Here is a 16,385-nt window from a genome sequence, read left to right on the forward strand (position 1 = left end):
GGTGGTCGGGTCGGAGGCCTGGGGGACGGCCGGGTCCGAAGGCTGCGGGCTGGCCGGGTCCGAAGCCTGCGGGCTGGCCGGGCTCGCGGACCGGGCTGTGGCCGAGGGCTCGGAGGCTGGGGCCGGGCCGGGGGCGCCGGGCTCGGGGACCGCCTGCGAGTGAGAAGGCGCAGGGGCGGAGCCCCGGTCGGAGGCGCCCGGCTCAGGGGCTGCCTGCGAGTGAGAAGACCCGAGGGCCTGGGCGGGCTCGTGCGCGGCCGGGGACGGTGACGCGGGGGTGGCCCGCTCGGAAGCGGCCCGCGCGGCCGGTGACGCGTGGGTGTCCCGCGCGGAGGTCTCCTGCCCGGGCGCTCCCCGCCCCAGTGCCGCGTCACGGCGGGTCCCGGCCGTCTCCGCGGGGGTGCGTACCGGGCCGCGCTCCCTGCCGCCCGCCGGAGCGCGGCCCCGCGCACCCGCCCCCGCACGGCCGCCCGGCGACGTGCGCGGTCGCGGCTTCGGCTTGCGCCGGGGGGCGTCGCCCTCGCTCCGCTTGCGGGAGAGGACGATCGCGCCGACCAGGGCGGCGAGGAGGAGGACCGAGAGGGCCTCGAAGGGCAGGACCCAGTGGCGGAAGAGGAAAGCTCCCGTGACGGCCGTCGTGCCCTGCGGGTGCGCGCCGTCGAGGTGGATGTACGTCGTGCGGAAGGCGTCCGTGACGACCCAGACGAGGCCCGCCGCGGCCAGGACCGCGACCGCCGCGGCGAGGGGGCGGTTGCGGGAGTCGGCGTCCTCGGAGCGGCCGATCGGGGCGCGCGTGAGCATGAGGCCGAAGAGGAGCAGGACGACGACCGAGCCCACGTAGATGAGGACCTGGACCCAGGCGATGAACTCCGCCGTGAGCAGCAGGTACTCGACCGCGAGGCCGCCGAGCGTCACGACGAGCCACAGCGCGGCGTGCACGAGTTGCTTCGTCGTGACCGTGACGAGCGCGGCGCCGAAGGTCAGCAGGCCGAAGAGGACGAAGGCGATCTCGACGCCGGTCGGGGAGAGGAAGCCCTGCGGGGCGGTGCCCGTCGCGGGGGCGGTGGCCAGGAGCGTGATCACGGGCGCGGCTCCTCACCCGTCGTGGGACGCGCGGAGCCCGGCGCGGGGCGCGCGGGGCGCGCGGAGCCCGGCGCGGGGCGCGCGGGGCGCGCGGGGCCCGGCGCGGGCTGCTCGCCCTCGCCCCGTACCGCCGCCGCGGACTCCGCCTTCTCGGCGGCCTTGCGCGCCGCCGCCAGTTCCTTCGGCTCCTCCGCCGCCGGGTCCACGGCGGGGGGCTCGGGGACGGTCCACATCCACTCGCGGAGCTTGTCGCGCTCATGCGTGAGGTCGTGGATGTCCGTCTCCGCGTACTCGAACTCGGGGGACCAGAACAGCGCGTCGAAGGGGCAGACCTCGATGCAGATCCCGCAGTACATGCAGAGCGAGAAGTCGATGGCGAAGCGGTCGAGGACGTTGCGGCTGCGCTCGCGCCCGCCGGGCGCGGCGGGCGGCACCGTCTCCTTGTGCGAGTCGATGTAGATGCACCAGTCGGGGCACTCGCGCGCGCACAGCATGCAGACCGTGCAGTTCTCCTCGAAGAGCCCGATGACGCCCCGGCTGCGCGGGGGCAGCGGCGGGAGCGTGTCGGGGTACTGCGCGGTGACGGACTTGCGCGTCATCGTGCGGAGGGTGACGGCGAGGCCCTTGGCCAGACCCGTGCCGGGAATCGGGGGCATCTAGGAGATCACCACTTTGACGACGCCGGTGAGGGCGATCTGGGCGAGGGCGAGCGGGACGAGCAGCGTCCAGGAGAGCTTCTGGAGCTGGTCCTCGCGGAGACGGGGGTAGCTGACGCGGAGCCAGATGACGACGAAGGCGAGCAGCGCCGTCTTCAGGAGCGTCCACAGCCAGCCGAGCCCGTCGCCGCCGAAGGGGCCGTGCCAGCCGCCGAGGAAGAGGACGGTGGTGAGGCCGCACAGGATGACGATCCCCGCGTACTCGGCGAGCAGGAAGAGCGCGAAGCGCAGGCCCGTGTACTCGGTGTACGCGCCGAAGATGATCTCCGAGTCGGCGACCGGCATGTCGAACGGCGGCCGTTGCAGCTCCGCGAGCCCGGCGACGAAGAAGACGAAGGCGCCGACGAGCTGCCACGGCACCCACCACCAGTGGAACTCACCGAGGATGCCGGGCAGCGAGACCGTGCCCGCCGCCATCGCGACCGACGCGGCGGCCAGAAGCATCGGGAGTTCGTAGGAGAGGAGTTGCGCGGCGGTGCGGAGGCCGCCGAGCAGGGAGAACTTGTTCGCCGAGGCCCAGCCGGCCATGAGCGAGCCGAGCACGCCGACGCCCATGACGGCGAGCGCGAAGAAGATCCCCGCGTCGACGACGGTGCCGACCGCGCTGTCCCCCGGCCCGACCGGGACCACGAGCAGGACGAGGAGGTACGGGAGCAGCGCGACGGCGGGCGCGAGCCGGAAGATCCGCCGGTCGGCGTCGGCCGGGACGATGTCCTCCTTCTGCGCGAACTTCACGCCGTCGGCCATGAGCTGGGCCCAGCCGTGGAACCCGCCCGCGAACATGGGCCCGAGCCGCCCCTGCATGTGCGCCATGACCTTGTGCTCGGCCTGCCCGACGGCGAGCGGCAGCACGAGGAACCCGGCGAAGACGAGGACGAGTCGCAGGGCGTCACCGAGGACGTCGTTCACGCGGGCTCGCCTCCGGCGGGGTCTTCGGGACGGGGGGCTTCGGGACGGGGGTTCTCAGGACGGGGGTCTTCGGTCGGGGCATCCCCGGGACGCGGGCCCTGGGAGCCCTCGGGACCCATGCCCTGGGGGTCTTCGGGACGCGCGCCCTCGGTTCCGGGCTTCTCCGTACGAGGTTTCTCGCCCTCAACCGCCGGTTTCTCGCCCTCCCCCCTCTGCTCCCCGCTCGGCCGCGTGTCCTCGAAGGCCGGGCGGGCGTGGTGCCAGGGGGCGTCCGCGCTGCCCGCCGGGGCCGCGCCGCCGTCGGGGGTCTCGCGGCGCTGCGTCGCGGAACCCTCGGAGGCGGTACGGGAGCGGCGCGCCGGGGCGGCGCCCGGCTCCGTACGCTGCGTCGCCGAGCCCTCCGAGGCGGTACGGGTGCGGCGGGCCGGGGCGGCGCCCTGCTCCTCGCGCTGCGATGCCGAGCCGGCCGAAGCCGAGCGGGCCCGCCGGGCCGGGGCACCTTCCGCGGCACCCGCACCGGCCCCCGCTCCCCCCGCCGTCCGCGCGCGGCGCGCCGGGCGGGCCGGGGCTTCGGGGAGCTGGCCCTTCAGGGGGCCCCACTCGTTGGGGTCGGGGACGCCCGGGGGAAGCATCTGGCGGCGTTTCGGGGTGCCGTGGCCCGATTCGCCCGGTTCCTTCGCGCCCGGCCACGCCTTCGCGACGCGGGCCGCGAGGACGAAGTCCTTGCGCAGCGGGTGCCCCTCGAAGGTCTCCGGGAGAAGGAGCGGGGTCAGGTTCGGGTGACCCTCGAAGCGCAGGCCGAACATCTCGTGCGTCTCGCGCTCGTGCCAGGCGGCGCCCGCGTAGACCTCGACGGCGGAGGCGAGGAGGGGCGATGCGTGGGGCACGGTCGTACGGAGCAGCAGGCGCCGTACGGGCGCGAGCGCGACGACGTGCGCGCACACGCGGAAGCCCGTGCCGGGCTCGTCGACGGCCGAGAGCCAGTCGAAGTACGTGCAGCCGAGGACGCGGCGGGCCGTGTCGAGCGCGCTCGTCCACGTCTGCGCCGGGACGTCCACGGTGAGCAGCCCGTAGGCATCCTCGGCGCTCGCGCCCGTACCGAAGACCTCCTCGGCGGGCGAGGGAAGCCAGCCGGTCACCGCTCCCCCTCCGGCGGCTTGACGAGCCCGCTGCGGAGCGCGGCCACCGGGGCTCGGCGCCCGTAGCGCTCGGCGGGCGACTCGTGCGCGATCTTCTCCTGGAGCTTGAGGATGCCCTGGAGCAGCGCCTCGGGGCGCGGCGGGCAGCCCGGCACGTACACGTCGACGGGGATGATCTGGTCGACGCCCTTGGTGACGGAGTACGAATCCCAGTACGGGCCGCCGCAGTTGGAGCAGGCGCCGAAGGAGATCACGTACTTCGGCTCGGGCATCTGCTCGTACAGGCGCTTGACGGCGGGAGCCATCTTGTCCGTCACCGTGCCCGAGACGACCATCAGGTCGGCCTGCCGGGGGCCCGGGGCGAAGGGGATGACGCCGAGGCGGATGAAGTCGTGGCGGGACATCGACGCGGCGATGAACTCGATGGCGCAGCAGGCGAGCCCGAAGTTGAAGACCCACAGGCTGTAGCGGCGGCCCCAGTTGAGGACGACCTTCATGGGCTGCGGGGCGAGGCGCGAGAGCACGCCGGTCGTACCGGCGGGCGGCGCGGTGGGGTCGGGGAGGTCCACGGGCGCCGGAGCGGCGGTGGCGGGGGTGGCGGGCACGGGGTCGCCCGCTGCGGTGTGCACGGGGGTCACGTCCATTCCAGAACTCCCTTCTTCCAGGCGTAGAGGAGTCCGATGGCGAGGAAGCCGAGGAAGACGAACATCTCGACGAGCGTCGTCGCCCCGTAGCCGGGCGCGGCGAAGACCGTGGCCCAGGGGAAGAGGAAGATCGAGTCCACGGCGAAGATCACGTAGAGGAACGCGTACACGTAGTAGCGGACCTGGGTGTGCGCCCAGCCCTCGCCGACCGGGTCGACCCCGCACTCGTACGTCAGGAACTTCTCGCGCGTCGGCACGACGGGCCGCAGCAGGCGCCCGGCCGCGAAGGCGAAGGCCACGAAGAGGACGCCGGCCGCGGTGATGACGCCGACGAGGGTGTAGGCGTGGAAGTAGCCGGGGGCGGCGAGGGAGGTGAGGGGTTCGGCGCTGCCGGGAAGGTGCGGGGGTACGGGCGCTCTCCAGGGTTCCGCCACGTCCGTCCTCCTCCGTTCCGCTCCGCCGCTGCTCGCCGTCCGGCCCGCTCGCGCCCTGTCCTCGGCCCGGCCCGCGTGTCACGTACGGTCCCCGGCCGTGCCCGCACGGGCACCCACGGGAGTCTAGAGCCTGCTAAAGAAACGGTAAGCAGTGAGGTCCGGGGCGGAACCGCGCGGGCGCCGGGGGCGGTGGGGATTTCCCCCCTCCCTCCGGTCAGGGCGACCTCATGGCGTCCGCCGCGCCGAGCGGGCAGGCTGGGCCCATGACCGCTTCGGTGAACTCTCCAGACCAGCGCGACCCCGGCGCTCCGCCCCGCGTGGGCCTCGCCTATCCGGGGGCGACGTGGAAGGAGTTCGCCCACCTGCTGGCCAACCTCCCGGCCACCCTTCTCGGCTTCGTCTACAGCGTCCTGTTCGTCTCGCTCGGTGTCGGGCTCGCCGTGACGGTCATCGGTCTGCCCGTGCTCGTACTCGGGCTGCGCGGGGCGCGGCTCGTGGGGCGGGCGGAGCGGGGGCGGGCGCGGCGGTTGCTCGGGGTGCGGATCGACGAGCCGAGCCCGATCCCGCGCGGCGACGGCGACGGCGGGGTGCTGGGGCGGCTGTGGGAGGGCGTGAAGGACCCGGTGGGGTGGCGCACCGCGCTGTACTCGGTGATCCGGCTGCCGTGGGGCGTCGTGACGTTCGCGGTGTCGCTGGTGTCGTTCTTCGCGCTGTGGCCCGTGCTCGGTTATCTCCTGCGGGGCATGGCGAACGTGGACCGGGCGATGGTCCGGGGGCTGCTCTCGCCCTCGGACGAGCTGGAGCGCCGCATCGCCGAACTGGAGTCGGGGCGCGGGGTCGTGGTCGATACGGCGGCGGCCGACCTGCGGCGCATCGAACGCGATCTGCACGACGGGGCGCAGGCGCGGCTCGTGGCGCTCGCGATGGGGCTCGGGCTCGCGAAGGAGAAGGTGATCGAGGACCCGGAGGCGGCGGCGCTCATGGTCGAGGAGGCGCACGGCGAGGTGAAGCTCGCGCTTCAGGAGCTGCGCGACCTCGCGCGTGGCATCCACCCAGCCGTCCTGACCGACCGGGGGCTCGACGCCGCGCTCTCGGCGGTCGCGGCGCGCTGCACGGTGCCGGTACGGGTCGAGGTGGATTTGCGGCAGCGGCCCGCCGAGGCGATCGAGGGCATCGCGTACTTCACCGTCTCCGAGCTGCTCCAGAACGTGAGCAAGCACAGCGGGGCGCGGACAGCGGCGGCGGAGGTGTGGCGCGCGGGCGACCGGCTGCTGCTCCAGGTGCACGACGACGGGCACGGGGGCGCCTCGCTCGACGGCGGTACGGGCATGGCGGGCCTCGCCGAACGCCTCGGCGCGGTCGACGGCCTCTTCGTCATCGACTCCCCACAGGGCGGCCCCACGACGATCACGGCCGAACTCCCCTGGCGGGAACGGGGGGAGGACCGGGCGGAACGACGGGTGACGGGCAAGGGGGGCGAGCGGAAGCGGTAGGCGCGCGAGCGGGGGTGCGGGGGGCGGGGCGGCCGGTTCGGGCCGCCGAGGGCGGGCGCGAGCGGGCGCGGCGCCTCTGCGGTGCTTGCGGCCGCCGGGGGCGCCGCGCGCCGTTGTGGGTGGCGCTGACCGTCCTGCTGCCGGTCTTCGGGCTCGCGCTCGGCACGGTGCTCGCGAGCCGTGACCTGCTGGGCGGCGGACCAGCGGCGGATCAGGGGTGGGGATAACCCCCCTCCCGAGAGACCGATCCCCCACATGTCCCCCGGCGCCGCCGCTCGCCATCCTGGAAGGGAAGCGAGAGGAGGCGTCCGGATGACGGCAGGGACGTGGTACGAGAAGGACGCGCCGGGCGGCCGCGAGGAACGCGGCTCCGGCACGTACACCCGCGGTTCCGGCACCTACGCGGACGGCGGCGACGCCGGCGCGCGCGGCTCGGGCCCGTACGACCGCGACGGCTGGCCCCTCGTGCCGCCGCCCGGGCCGCGCGGGCACGCTCCCGGCGACCGCTCGCCGCTCGCGCGGGCCCTGTTCGCCCCCGTGAGCCCGCGGTTCTGGCGGGAGCTGCTGTACCTCGTCGTGAGCCTGCCGCTGTCGATCGTCGCCTTCTGCTGGGCCATGGTGATGTTCTGGCTCGGCGCCGGGCTGCTCGTGACGTTCGTCGGGGTGCCGGTGCTCGCGCTGCTGCTCGCCTCGGCGCGCGGGCTCGCCCACATGGAGCGGGGGCTCGCGCGGGGGCTGCTCGGGACGCGGGTGCCGCAGGCACGGCCCGTACCGCACAAGCGGCACTCGCCGTTCGCGTGGATGGGCGCGTTGCTCAAGAGCGGCGAGTCCTGGCGCAATCTCCTCTTCTCCTTCCTGCACTTCCCGTGGACGGTCTTCGCCACGACGCTCGCGCTCGCGCTGTGGGGCAGCGGCCTGATCATGCTCACGTACCCGCTGTGGTTGTGGTTCGTGCCGAGCGAAGTGGGCCGCAACGGCATCCAGATCTACGGCGACACCCACCGCACCGACTACCTCGAAGCCCCCTGGGAGATCGCGCTGACCTGCGCGACCGGCCTCCTGCTGACGCTGCTCGTGCCCTGGCTCGTACGCGGACTGACGGCCGTCGACTCGATGCTCGTGCGGGGGCTGCTCGGGCCCTCGCGCCTGGCGAGCCGGGTCGACGAGCTGGAGTCGGACCGGGGCGTCGTGGTCGACACGGCGGCGGCCGACCTGCGCCGCATCGAGCGGGACCTGCACGACGGGGCGCAGGCGCGGCTCGTGGCGCTCGCGATGGACCTCGGGATCGCGAAGGAGAAGCTGCTCGAAGACCCGGAGGCGGGGGCGCGGCTCGTCGCCTCGGCGCACGGCGAGGTGAAGACGGCGCTCCAGGAGCTGCGCGACCTCGCGCGCGGCATCCACCCCGCCGTCCTGACCGACCGGGGCCTGGACGCGGCGCTCTCGGCGGTCGCCGCGCGCTGCACGGTCCCGGTCTCCGTCGAGGTGGACCTCGGGGAGCGGCCCGCCGAGGCGATCGAGGGCATCGCGTACTTCACCGTCTCCGAGCTGCTCCAGAACGTCAGCAAGCACAGCGGCGCCCGCGTGGCCGCCGTCGAGGTGTGGCGCGCGGAGGGGCGGCTGCTCGTGCAGGTGCGCGACGACGGTACGGGCGGTGCCTCGCTCCACGGCGGTACGGGCCTCGCCGGGCTCTCGGACCGGCTCGACGCGGTCGACGGGGTCCTCCTCGTCGACTCGCCGCCCGGGGGGCCGACGACGATCACCGCCGAAGTGCCGTGGGCGTCCAGGACCGGCACGAGGGCCGCGGGGACGGGGACGGGGACGGGCACGCGCTCCCGGGCGGGCAACGGGACGGCCGGCGGGGCCCACAGGAGCGCCGCTTCCTGAAATGCTGTCCCCGTAGGCATTCCGACTGCGGGGGAACGTGGCAGAAGTGGCGGACATGGCAGAGCAGGCGGCGGAAGCGGCGAAGGTGCGGGTCGTCATCGCGGAGGACTCCGTCCTCCTGCGGGAGGGGCTGACCCGGCTCCTGACCGACGCCCGGCACGAGGTCGTGGCGGGGGTCGGGGACGGCGAGGCGCTCGTGAAGACCGTGCGGGACCTCGCGGAGCAGTCCCAGCTCCCGGACGTCGTCGTCGCGGACGTACGGATGCCCCCGACGCACACCGACGAGGGCGTGCGCGCCGCCGTCGCGCTCCGCAAGGCCTACCCGGCGCTCGGGGTGCTCGTGCTCTCGCAGTACGTCGAGGAGCAGTACGCGACCGAGTTGCTCGCCGGGTCGAGCCGGGGGGTCGGCTACCTGCTGAAGGACCGCGTCGCGGACGTACGGGAGTTCGTGGACGCCGTGGACCGGGTCGCGAGCGGCGGCACCGCGCTCGATCCGGAGGTCGTCGCCCAGCTCCTCGGCCGCTCCCGCAAGCAGGACGTGCTCGCGAACCTGACGCCCCGCGAGCGGGAGGTGCTGGCGCTGATGGCGGAGGGGCGGACGAACTCGGCGGTCGCGCAGGCGCTCGTGGTGAGTGACGGGGCGGTGGAGAAGCACGTGAGCAACATCTTCATGAAGCTGGGGCTCTCGCCGAGCGTGGGGGACCACCGCAGGGTGCTCGCGGTGCTCACGTACCTGCGGTCGTAGGCCGGGGCGGCCGGAGAGGTGCCGGGGCGGCCGGAGAGGTGCCGGGGCGGCCGGAGAGGTGCCGGGGCGGCCGGGGAGGTGTCGGGGCGGCCGGGGAGGTGCCGGAGGTGCCGGCCGGCCGGCCGGGGCTCAGGGCTGTTGCCTAGGCCAAAAGAACCAGACATTTCCGCCTCGCGTCCTTCGCGGGGAGCGGAACCCCGGAAAATTGCCACAAAGCGGGCAGATTTGGCCGTGCCGTGATCGGAAGAGGGCCCCGGCGGGCGCTCCCCCGCCCTCGGGGAGTGTTCGCGATATGACCCGTCCCGGGAAGGGGACCCTTACCGACGTAGGCTGTTCCGCAGGAGACAAGGCACAGAAGCAAGGCACAGAAGCAACGGCCACGAAACGCCCCCGCCGGGCCCCGGCGGGAGCCGCCACCGCCTCGACGGGAGGTCCACTTCCAGTGACCAGCCAGGTCAGCAGCCCAGCCGGGCCGTCCGACGGTGCGGTCGTCGGCGAGCCGCGCCCCACGGACGCGCCGCAGGCCCCCGCAGCCGCCACCAGCACGGACGCGCCGCAGGCCCCCGCCCCCGTGACGGACGTGCTCGAAGGCCCCGAGCCCGACACCGATCGTCTGGCGGCGCCCGCGCAGTCCGGCGCGAAGGAGGTCCGCAAGCTGGACCGGGTGATCATCCGCTTCGCGGGTGACTCCGGGGACGGCATGCAGCTCACGGGCGACCGGTTCACCTCCGAGACCGCCTCCTTCGGCAACGACCTCTCGACCCTGCCGAACTTCCCGGCCGAGATCCGCGCCCCCGCAGGCACCCTGCCCGGCGTCTCGTCCTTCCAGCTCCACTTCGCCGACCACGACATCCTCACGCCCGGCGACGCCCCCGATGTCCTGGTCGCGATGAACCCGGCCGCGCTCAAGGCGAACCTCTCGGACGTGCCGCGCGGCGCGGAGATCATCGTCAACACGGACGAGTTCACCAAGCGCGCGATGCAGAAGGTCGGCTGGGACGCGTCCCCGCTCGACGACGGCACCCTCGACGGCTACAGCGTCCACCCCGTGCCGCTCACGACGCTGACGGTCGAGGCGCTCAAGGAATACGACCTGTCCCGCAAGGACGCGGGCCGCAGCAAGAACATGTTCGCGCTGGGCCTGCTGAGCTGGATGTACCACCGCCCCACCGAGGGCACGGAGAAGTTCCTGCGCGCCAAGTTCGCCAAGCGCCCGGAGATCGCCGAGGCGAACCTCACGGCCTTCCGCGCGGGCTGGAACTTCGGCGAGACGACGGAGGACTTCGCGGTCTCCTACGAGGTCGCCCCCGCCACGACCGCGTTCCCCACCGGCACGTACCGCAACATCTCGGGGAACCTGGCGCTCGCGTACGGGCTCATCGCGGCCTCGCGGCAGGCCGAGCTGCCGCTGTACCTGGGCTCGTACCCGATCACGCCGGCCTCGGACATCCTGCACGAGCTGAGCAAGCACAAGAACTTCGGCGTGCGCAGCTTCCAGGCCGAGGACGAGATCGCCGGGATCGGCGCCGCGCTCGGCGCGGCCTTCGGCGGCAGCCTCGCGGTCACGACGACCTCGGGCCCGGGTGTGGCGCTGAAGTCGGAGACGATCGGTCTCGCCGTCTCGCTCGAACTCCCGCTCCTCATCGTCGACATCCAGCGCGGCGGCCCCTCGACGGGCCTGCCGACGAAGACCGAGCAGGCCGACCTGCTCCAGGCGATGTACGGGCGCAACGGCGAGGCCCCGGTGCCGATCGTCGCGCCCCGTACCCCCGCCGACTGCTTCGAGGCGGCGATCGACGCGGCGCGCATCGCGCTCACGTACCGCACGCCCGTCTTCCTCCTCTCCGACGGCTACCTCGCCAACGGCTCCGAGCCCTGGCGCATCCCCGAGGCGGACGAGCTGCCCGACCTCACGACACCGTTCGCGACCGGGTTCAACCACGAACTCGCGGACGGCACCGAGGTGTTCTGGCCCTACAAGCGCGACCCGGAGACGCTCGCGCGCCCGTGGGCCGTGCCGGGCACCCCCGGCCTCGAACACCGCATCGGCGGCATCGAGAAGCAGGACGGCACCGGCAACATCTCGTACGACCCCGCCAACCACGACTTCATGGTCCGCACGCGTCAGGCGAAGATCGACGGCGTGCGCGTCCCCGACATCGAGGTGGACGACCCGGGCGACGAGGCGCGCACGCTCGTGCTCGGCTGGGGCTCCACGTACGGGCCGATCACGGCGGCGGTACGGCGCCTGCGCGTCGCGGGCGAGAGCATCGCGCAGGCCCACCTGCGCCACCTCAACCCCTTCCCCGCGAACCTCGGCGAGGTCCTGAAGTCGTACGAGAAGGTCGTCGTCCCCGAGATGAACCTCGGGCAGCTCGCGACCCTCCTGCGCGCCAAGTACCTCGTGGACGCGCGGTCCTACAACCAGGTCAACGGAATGCCGTTCAAGGCGGAACAGCTCGCGACGGCGCTCAAGGAGGTCATCGATGACTGAGACCACGCAGGCGCCGGCCGGTCCCGTCTCGCTCTCGCTCGTGCCCAAGGCCGAGGCGAAGCAGTCCATGAAGGACTTCAAGTCGGACCAGGAGGTCCGTTGGTGCCCCGGCTGCGGGGACTACGCGGTGCTCGCGGCCGTGCAGGGCTTCATGCCCTCGCTCGGGCTCGCGAAGGAGAACATCGTGTTCGTGTCCGGGATCGGCTGCTCCAGCCGCTTCCCGTACTACATGAACACCTACGGCATGCACTCGATCCACGGCCGCGCCCCGGCCATCGCGACCGGGCTCGCCTCCTCGCGTCAGGACCTGAGCGTGTGGGTCGTCACCGGTGACGGCGACGCCCTCTCCATCGGCGGCAACCACCTCATCCACGCGCTGCGCCGCAACGTGAACCTGAAGATCCTGCTCTTCAACAACCGGATCTACGGGCTCACCAAGGGCCAGTACTCGCCGACCTCCGAGATCGGCAAGATCACCAAGTCCACGCCGATGGGCTCGCTCGACAACCCCTTCAACCCCGTCTCGCTCGCCCTCGGCGCCGAGGCGACCTTCGTCGCGCGCACGGTCGACTCCGACCGCCAGCACCTGACGAGCGTCCTGAAGGCGGCGGCGGAGCACCCGGGCACGGCGCTCGTGGAGATCTACCAGAACTGCAACATCTTCAACGACGGCGCCTTCGAAATCCTCAAGGACAAGGAGCAGGCGGCCCAGGCGGTGATCCGGCTGGAGCACGGGCAGCCGATCCGCTTCGGGAACTCCAGCGAGAAGGGCGTCGTGCGGGACCACGAGTCCGGCGACCTGCGCGTGGTCGACGTGACGCCCGAGAACGAGGCGGACGTCCTGGTCCACGACGCCCACCGCGAGACAGCCACGACCGCCTACGCGCTCTCGCGCCTCGCGGACCCGACGACGCTGCACCAGACCCCGATCGGGATCTTCCGCGACGTCGAGCGGCCCGTCTACGACACGCTGATGGCGGAGCAGCTCGACGCGGCGGTCTCCGAGCAGGGCAAGGGCGACCTCTCCGCGCTCCTCGCGGGGAAGGACACCTGGACCGTGGTGGGCTGACTTCCGTTCGAGCGGGGTCCGGGCGCCGCCCCGGACCCCGCTCCTCAAACTCCCCCAGCCTTCGGCCGGGAGGTACCCCCAGAGGGGCTGATCATTGGCCTCTCCGGCGTTCGTCGTACGCCCGCCTCGCCTCCTCCACCCCGGACACCTGCCGCTCACTCCACCGCGCCAGGTCGAAGACCTGCTGAGCCGCCTGCCGCCCCCGCGCGGTGAGCGAGTACTCCACGTGCGGCGGCACGACCGCCTTCGCCTCCCGCAGCACGAAGCCGTCCCGCTCCAGCGTCTGGAGCGTCTGCGCGAGCATCTTCTCGCTCACGCCCCCCACCGTGCGCCGCAGCTCGCTGAAGCGGTACGTCCGCGCGAGCAGCGCGGCGAGCACGAGCACGCCCCAGCGCGAGGTCACGTGCTCCAGGATTCCCCGCGAGGGGCACATCGCCCGGTTGACGTCCGGGGGGCCTTCTTCGCCGGCGGGCGTCCCGCCGAGCAGTACCGCCATCTCCGCGCTCACTGTCATACCAGTACCTTACTCGAAAGTGGGTACTTTCGTTTAGTTAGTGCGCAGCTTAGAGTAGAGGGAAAGCACAGACCAGCACGAAGGGCACATTTCATGAGCATCGTCGTCACCGGCGCCACCGGGCATCTCGGCCGGCTCGTCCTCGCGGGCCTCCTGGAGAAGGTCCCCGCGAGCGAGCTCGCCGCCGTCGTCCGCAGCGAGGAGAAGGGCGCGGAGTTCGCGGCGAAGGGCATCGAGCTGCGGATCGCCGACTACGACAAGCCCGAGACGCTCAAGGACGCCTTCCACGCGGGCGACCGGGTGCTCTTCATCTCCGGCAGCGAGGTCGGCAAGCGCGCCGCGCAGCACACCGCCGTCGTCGAGGCCGCCAAGGCGGCGGGCGTCGCCCAGCTCGCGTACACGGGCGTGCTCGGCGGCCCGGACGCCGATTTCGCGCTCGCCGACGAGCACAAGATCACCGAGCAGGCGATCCTCGACTCGGGCGTCCCGTACACGTTCCTGCGCAACGGCTGGTACGACGACATGTACGTGGCGCAGCTCCCGGTGTACCTCGCGAACGGCGCCGTCCTCGGCAGCTCCGGCGAGGGCCGGATCGCGCCCGCCCCGCGCGAGGACTACGCCGAGGCGGCCGTGGCGGTGCTCACGGGCGAGGGCCACCTCGACAAGGCGTACGAGCTGAGCGGCGACGTCGCCTGGACGATGAGCGAGTTCGCGGCCGAGATCGCGCGCCAGTGGGGCAAGCCGGTCGTGTTCACGAACGTCGCCCCCGAGCAGTACAAGCAGGTGCTGCTCGGCGCGGGCCTGCCCGAGCCGATGGCGGACATCCTGGTGGACGTCGAGAGCGCCATCGAGCGCGGCTCGCTCGCCGGTACCACCGACGACCTCTCCCGCCTCATCGGCCACCGGACCACGCCGATCGCCGACTCGATCGCGGCGGGGCTGAAGGCGCTGGAGGGCTGAGCGAGCCCGGTTCCGCACGGCCCGTACCCCGGCGGGTGCGGGCCGTGTCGTCATGACCGTACGGCGATACGGGAATGACAAGGCGAGCCACCCCCGTTACCTTCCCGACGGGGCGGCACGGCGTCGGCCCGTGACCGGACGGGGGATCGCGATGGCCGCAGCACAGGACACCACTCCAGCCGTGGAGGGCACCTCACGTGCCGGGCTCTCCTACGGATTCGGCGCCTACGGCATCTGGGGCCTGGTCCCGCTCTTCTGGCCGCTGCTCAAGCCGGCCGGGGCGGGAGAGATCCTGGCGCACCGCATGGTGTGGTCGCTCGGCGTCGTCGCGATCCTGCTGCTGTGCATACGCCGCTGGGCCTGGGCGGGCGAATTGCTGCGCGACCCGCGCCGCCTCGGTCTCGTCACCGTCGCCGCGGCCGTGATCACGGTCAACTGGGGCGTCTACATCTGGGCGGTCAACGCGGGCCACGTCGTGGAGGCGTCGCTCGGCTACTTCATCAACCCGCTCGTGAGCATCGCGCTCGGCGTGCTGCTCCTCGGCGAACGGCTCCGGCCCGCGCAGTGGGTCGCGGTCGCGACGGGCGTGGCCTCGGTGCTCGTCCTCGCGATCGGCTACGGGAAGCCGCCGTGGATCTCGCTGGTGCTCGCGTTCTCGTTCGGCGCGTACGGGCTGGCGAAGAAGAAGGTCAACCTGGGCGGGATCGAATCGCTCGCGGCGGAGACCGCGCTCCAGTTCCTGCCCGCGCTGGGCTTCCTGATCTGGCTCGGCGCCCGGGGCGAGGCGACGTTCACGGGTGAGGGCGCGGGCCACGCGGTGCTCCTCGCGTCGACCGGGATCGTCACGGCGGTGCCGCTCGTCTTCTTCGGCGCGGCGGCGATCCGCGTGCCGCTCTCGACGCTCGGCCTGCTCCAGTACCTGGCCCCTGTCTTCCAGTTCGGCCTGGGCATCCTGTACTTCCACGAGGAGATGCCGGCCGCGCGCTGGGCGGGCTTCGGGCTCGTGTGGATCGCGCTGGTCCTGCTCACGTGGGACGCGCTGCGCACGGCGCGCGCCAACCGCCGCACGGCGGAGCGGCTGCGGACGGCGGTGCGTGAGGCGGAGGCGGTACGGGACCCGGCGGGCGCGGAGGCGCGGGCGGCTGACGTGGAGGGCGCGGCGGGCGCGGCAGGGGCGGCGGGCGCGGCAGGCGCGGAGGCGCCCGTACGGGAGGTGTGAAGCGGCGCGGCGCGGGATGAAGGGCCGGAAGCCGGGAAGACTCGACGCCATGGCTGATCACGACATCGAGGCGGCTCGGAACTTCGAGGCGGCTCAGGACATCGAGGCGGCTCAGGGCATCGACGCCCTCGTCTTCGACGTCCTCGGCACACTCGTGGACGACGTGGCGGGAATCCGCGCCGGTATCGGCGAGTTGACGACGGACGCGGCACAGGCGGAGCGGCTGTTCGCGCTGTGGCAGGAGCACACGGACACGGAGCAGCGCCGCATGATGGCCGGGCAGCGGCCCTACCTTCCGGCGGACGCGCTCGACGTGGAGACGGCGGGAGTGGTCGCGGCGGCGGCCGGGCTGGACGACGACGTGGCGGCGGTGGCGGCGCTCGCGCACGCGGCGCACGCACTCGATCCGTTCCCCGACAGCGTCGCGGGCCTCGACCGGCTCGCCCGCCACTTCCCGCTCATCGCGCTCTCCAACGCGGGCCGTGCGCAACTGCTCGGGATCACGGTGCGGGCGGGGCTGCGCTGGCACCTGGCGCTGTCCACGGAGGAGGCGCGCACCTTCAAACCGGACCCGCCCGCCTACGAACTCGCGCTCGCGGCGGCGGGCCGCCCGCCGGAGCGCGTGCTGATGGTCGCGGCGCACGCCTGGGACCTGCGCGGCGCGCAGAGCCTGGGGATGCGTACGGCGTACGTGCACCGCGAGGAGCGCGAGGCGCCGAGGCCGGAGGACCGCTTCGACTTCGTGGCGAGGGACCTGACGGATCTGGCGGACCGGCTGCTGGGGTAAGGACCCGGGCGGCGGCGGGGACGGCGCCCGACCATGCCGCACCGCCTCCGGCGGGCTCCTGCCTCGCGCGGCTCCTGCCTCGCGCGGGTCCGGCCTCCGGCCCCTGCGCGGGCTCCGCAACCGTCTGGCGGACGGGACCGCCGCCGGAAGACCTCTCCTGAGTGAGTGTGTACTCACTCACCTCTCCCCCACGCTTTCGGCCCTCAGCGAATTACCGTTCGCTACAAGCTTCTTTCCACAGGCGCCTCTCACTCGTTCGAGTGAGGCGCGTCGCGGATTTCCCGAAGTTATCCAC

The 16,385-nt window shown here is 73.2% G+C and carries 14 protein-coding genes and 1 pseudogene; 8 read left to right on the forward strand and 7 right to left on the reverse strand.

Translation table 11 applies throughout. The features are described 5' to 3' along the window. Positions 1-524 precede the first annotated feature (524 nt). The 6 genes and pseudogenes from ACIP4O_RS28295 to ACIP4O_RS28320 form a co-directional block, all read right to left on the reverse strand. A pseudogene (locus ACIP4O_RS28295) lies at positions 525-1,071 on the reverse strand (NADH-quinone oxidoreductase subunit J); the annotation flags it as partial. Between the two features lie 8 nt (positions 1,072-1,079). Continuing rightward, positions 1,080-1,739, reverse strand: a complete 660-nt coding sequence (locus tag ACIP4O_RS28300; protein WP_401578740.1) for a 4Fe-4S binding protein — start codon at positions 1,737-1,739, stop codon at positions 1,080-1,082. After that, complete coding sequence (locus tag ACIP4O_RS28305) at positions 1,740-2,708, reverse strand: complex I subunit 1 family protein (protein ID WP_164282156.1); 969 nt, start codon at positions 2,706-2,708, stop codon at positions 1,740-1,742. Beyond that, positions 2,705-3,847: an NADH-quinone oxidoreductase subunit C gene (locus tag ACIP4O_RS28310; RefSeq protein WP_401578744.1), complete on the reverse strand. Its 1,143-nt coding sequence runs from the start codon at positions 3,845-3,847 to the stop codon at positions 2,705-2,707. Before ACIP4O_RS28310 ends, ACIP4O_RS28305 begins: the two co-directional genes overlap by 4 nt. Continuing rightward, complete coding sequence (locus ACIP4O_RS28315; RefSeq protein WP_401578747.1) at positions 3,844-4,491, reverse strand: NADH-quinone oxidoreductase subunit B; 648 nt, start codon at positions 4,489-4,491, stop codon at positions 3,844-3,846. Before ACIP4O_RS28315 ends, ACIP4O_RS28310 begins: the two co-directional genes overlap by 4 nt. After that, on the reverse strand, positions 4,482-4,925 hold the full coding sequence (locus tag ACIP4O_RS28320) for an NADH-quinone oxidoreductase subunit A (RefSeq protein WP_401578749.1): 444 nt from the start codon (positions 4,923-4,925) through the stop codon (positions 4,482-4,484). Before ACIP4O_RS28320 ends, ACIP4O_RS28315 begins: the two co-directional genes overlap by 10 nt. A 263-nt stretch (positions 4,926-5,188) precedes the next feature. On the opposite strand from ACIP4O_RS28320, the gene ACIP4O_RS28325 reads away from it, so the two are divergent. The 5 genes from ACIP4O_RS28325 (at position 5,189) to ACIP4O_RS28345 (ending at position 12,610) form a co-directional block, all read left to right on the forward strand. Continuing rightward, positions 5,189-6,418 (forward strand): sensor histidine kinase, encoded by a 1,230-nt coding sequence (locus ACIP4O_RS28325; RefSeq protein WP_401578750.1) that lies wholly within the window; start codon positions 5,189-5,191, stop codon positions 6,416-6,418. A gap of 312 nt (positions 6,419-6,730) precedes the next feature. Beyond that, entirely contained in the window at positions 6,731-8,302 is a 1,572-nt protein-coding gene (locus ACIP4O_RS28330; RefSeq protein WP_401578752.1) for a sensor histidine kinase, read from the forward strand. Positions 8,303-8,387: 85 nt separating this feature from the next. Beyond that, the gene (locus ACIP4O_RS28335; protein ID WP_361329234.1) at positions 8,388-9,047 is read left to right on the forward strand and encodes a response regulator transcription factor; all 660 of its coding nucleotides are present in this window, start codon (positions 8,388-8,390) and stop codon (positions 9,045-9,047) included. Between the two features lie 442 nt (positions 9,048-9,489). Continuing rightward, complete coding sequence (locus ACIP4O_RS28340; protein ID WP_401578754.1) at positions 9,490-11,541, forward strand: 2-oxoacid:acceptor oxidoreductase subunit alpha; 2,052 nt, start codon at positions 9,490-9,492, stop codon at positions 11,539-11,541. Next, positions 11,534-12,610, forward strand: coding sequence for a 2-oxoacid:ferredoxin oxidoreductase subunit beta (locus ACIP4O_RS28345; RefSeq protein WP_401578756.1), 1,077 nt, complete (start codon positions 11,534-11,536; stop codon positions 12,608-12,610). Before ACIP4O_RS28340 ends, ACIP4O_RS28345 begins: the two co-directional genes overlap by 8 nt. A gap of 91 nt (positions 12,611-12,701) precedes the next feature. Here the strand turns inward: ACIP4O_RS28345 and ACIP4O_RS28350 are convergent, their stop codons facing one another. Continuing rightward, entirely contained in the window at positions 12,702-13,124 is a 423-nt protein-coding gene (locus tag ACIP4O_RS28350; protein WP_401578758.1) for a winged helix-turn-helix transcriptional regulator, read from the reverse strand. A 93-nt stretch (positions 13,125-13,217) separates the two neighbouring features. Between ACIP4O_RS28350 and ACIP4O_RS28355 the strand changes: the two genes are divergently transcribed. The 3 genes from ACIP4O_RS28355 (at position 13,218) to ACIP4O_RS28365 (ending at position 16,090) form a co-directional block, all read left to right on the forward strand. Next, a complete protein-coding gene (locus ACIP4O_RS28355; protein WP_401578760.1) occupies positions 13,218-14,084 on the forward strand; it encodes an SDR family oxidoreductase in 867 nt (288 codons plus the stop codon). A 151-nt stretch (positions 14,085-14,235) separates the two neighbouring features. Further along, the gene (gene rarD, locus ACIP4O_RS28360; protein ID WP_401578762.1) at positions 14,236-15,303 is read left to right on the forward strand and encodes an EamA family transporter RarD; all 1,068 of its coding nucleotides are present in this window, start codon (positions 14,236-14,238) and stop codon (positions 15,301-15,303) included. 16 nt (positions 15,304-15,319) lie between these two features. After that, positions 15,320-16,090 carry a haloacid dehalogenase type II gene (locus ACIP4O_RS28365; RefSeq protein ID WP_401578764.1) on the forward strand — a complete coding sequence of 257 codons (771 nt, stop codon included), beginning with the start codon at positions 15,320-15,322 and terminating at the stop codon, positions 16,088-16,090. Positions 16,091-16,385: the final 295 nt, after the last annotated feature.

It is taken from the genome of Streptomyces sp. NPDC088923 (assembly GCF_044749745.1).
Lineage (GTDB): Bacteria > Actinomycetota > Actinomycetes > Streptomycetales > Streptomycetaceae > Streptomyces.

What these genes read in the sequence shown, in the direction of transcription:
- ACIP4O_RS28300 (WP_401578740.1), bottom strand. Translation starts at nt 1,739, where the DNA reads ATGCCCCCGATTCCCGGCACGGGTCTGGCCAAGGGCCTCGCCGTCACC.
- ACIP4O_RS28315 (WP_401578747.1), bottom strand. Translation starts at nt 4,491, where the DNA reads ATGGACGTGACCCCCGTGCACACCGCAGCGGGCGACCCCGTGCCCGCC.
- ACIP4O_RS28325 (WP_401578750.1), top strand. Translation starts at nt 5,189, where the DNA reads ATGACCGCTTCGGTGAACTCTCCAGACCAGCGCGACCCCGGCGCTCCG.
- ACIP4O_RS28330 (WP_401578752.1), top strand. Translation starts at nt 6,731, where the DNA reads ATGACGGCAGGGACGTGGTACGAGAAGGACGCGCCGGGCGGCCGCGAG.
- ACIP4O_RS28345 (WP_401578756.1), top strand. Translation starts at nt 11,534, where the DNA reads ATGACTGAGACCACGCAGGCGCCGGCCGGTCCCGTCTCGCTCTCGCTC.
- ACIP4O_RS28350 (WP_401578758.1), bottom strand. Translation starts at nt 13,124, where the DNA reads ATGACAGTGAGCGCGGAGATGGCGGTACTGCTCGGCGGGACGCCCGCC.
- ACIP4O_RS28355 (WP_401578760.1), top strand. Translation starts at nt 13,218, where the DNA reads ATGAGCATCGTCGTCACCGGCGCCACCGGGCATCTCGGCCGGCTCGTC.
- rarD (WP_401578762.1), top strand. Translation starts at nt 14,236, where the DNA reads ATGGCCGCAGCACAGGACACCACTCCAGCCGTGGAGGGCACCTCACGT.
- ACIP4O_RS28365 (WP_401578764.1), top strand. Translation starts at nt 15,320, where the DNA reads ATGAAGGGCCGGAAGCCGGGAAGACTCGACGCCATGGCTGATCACGAC.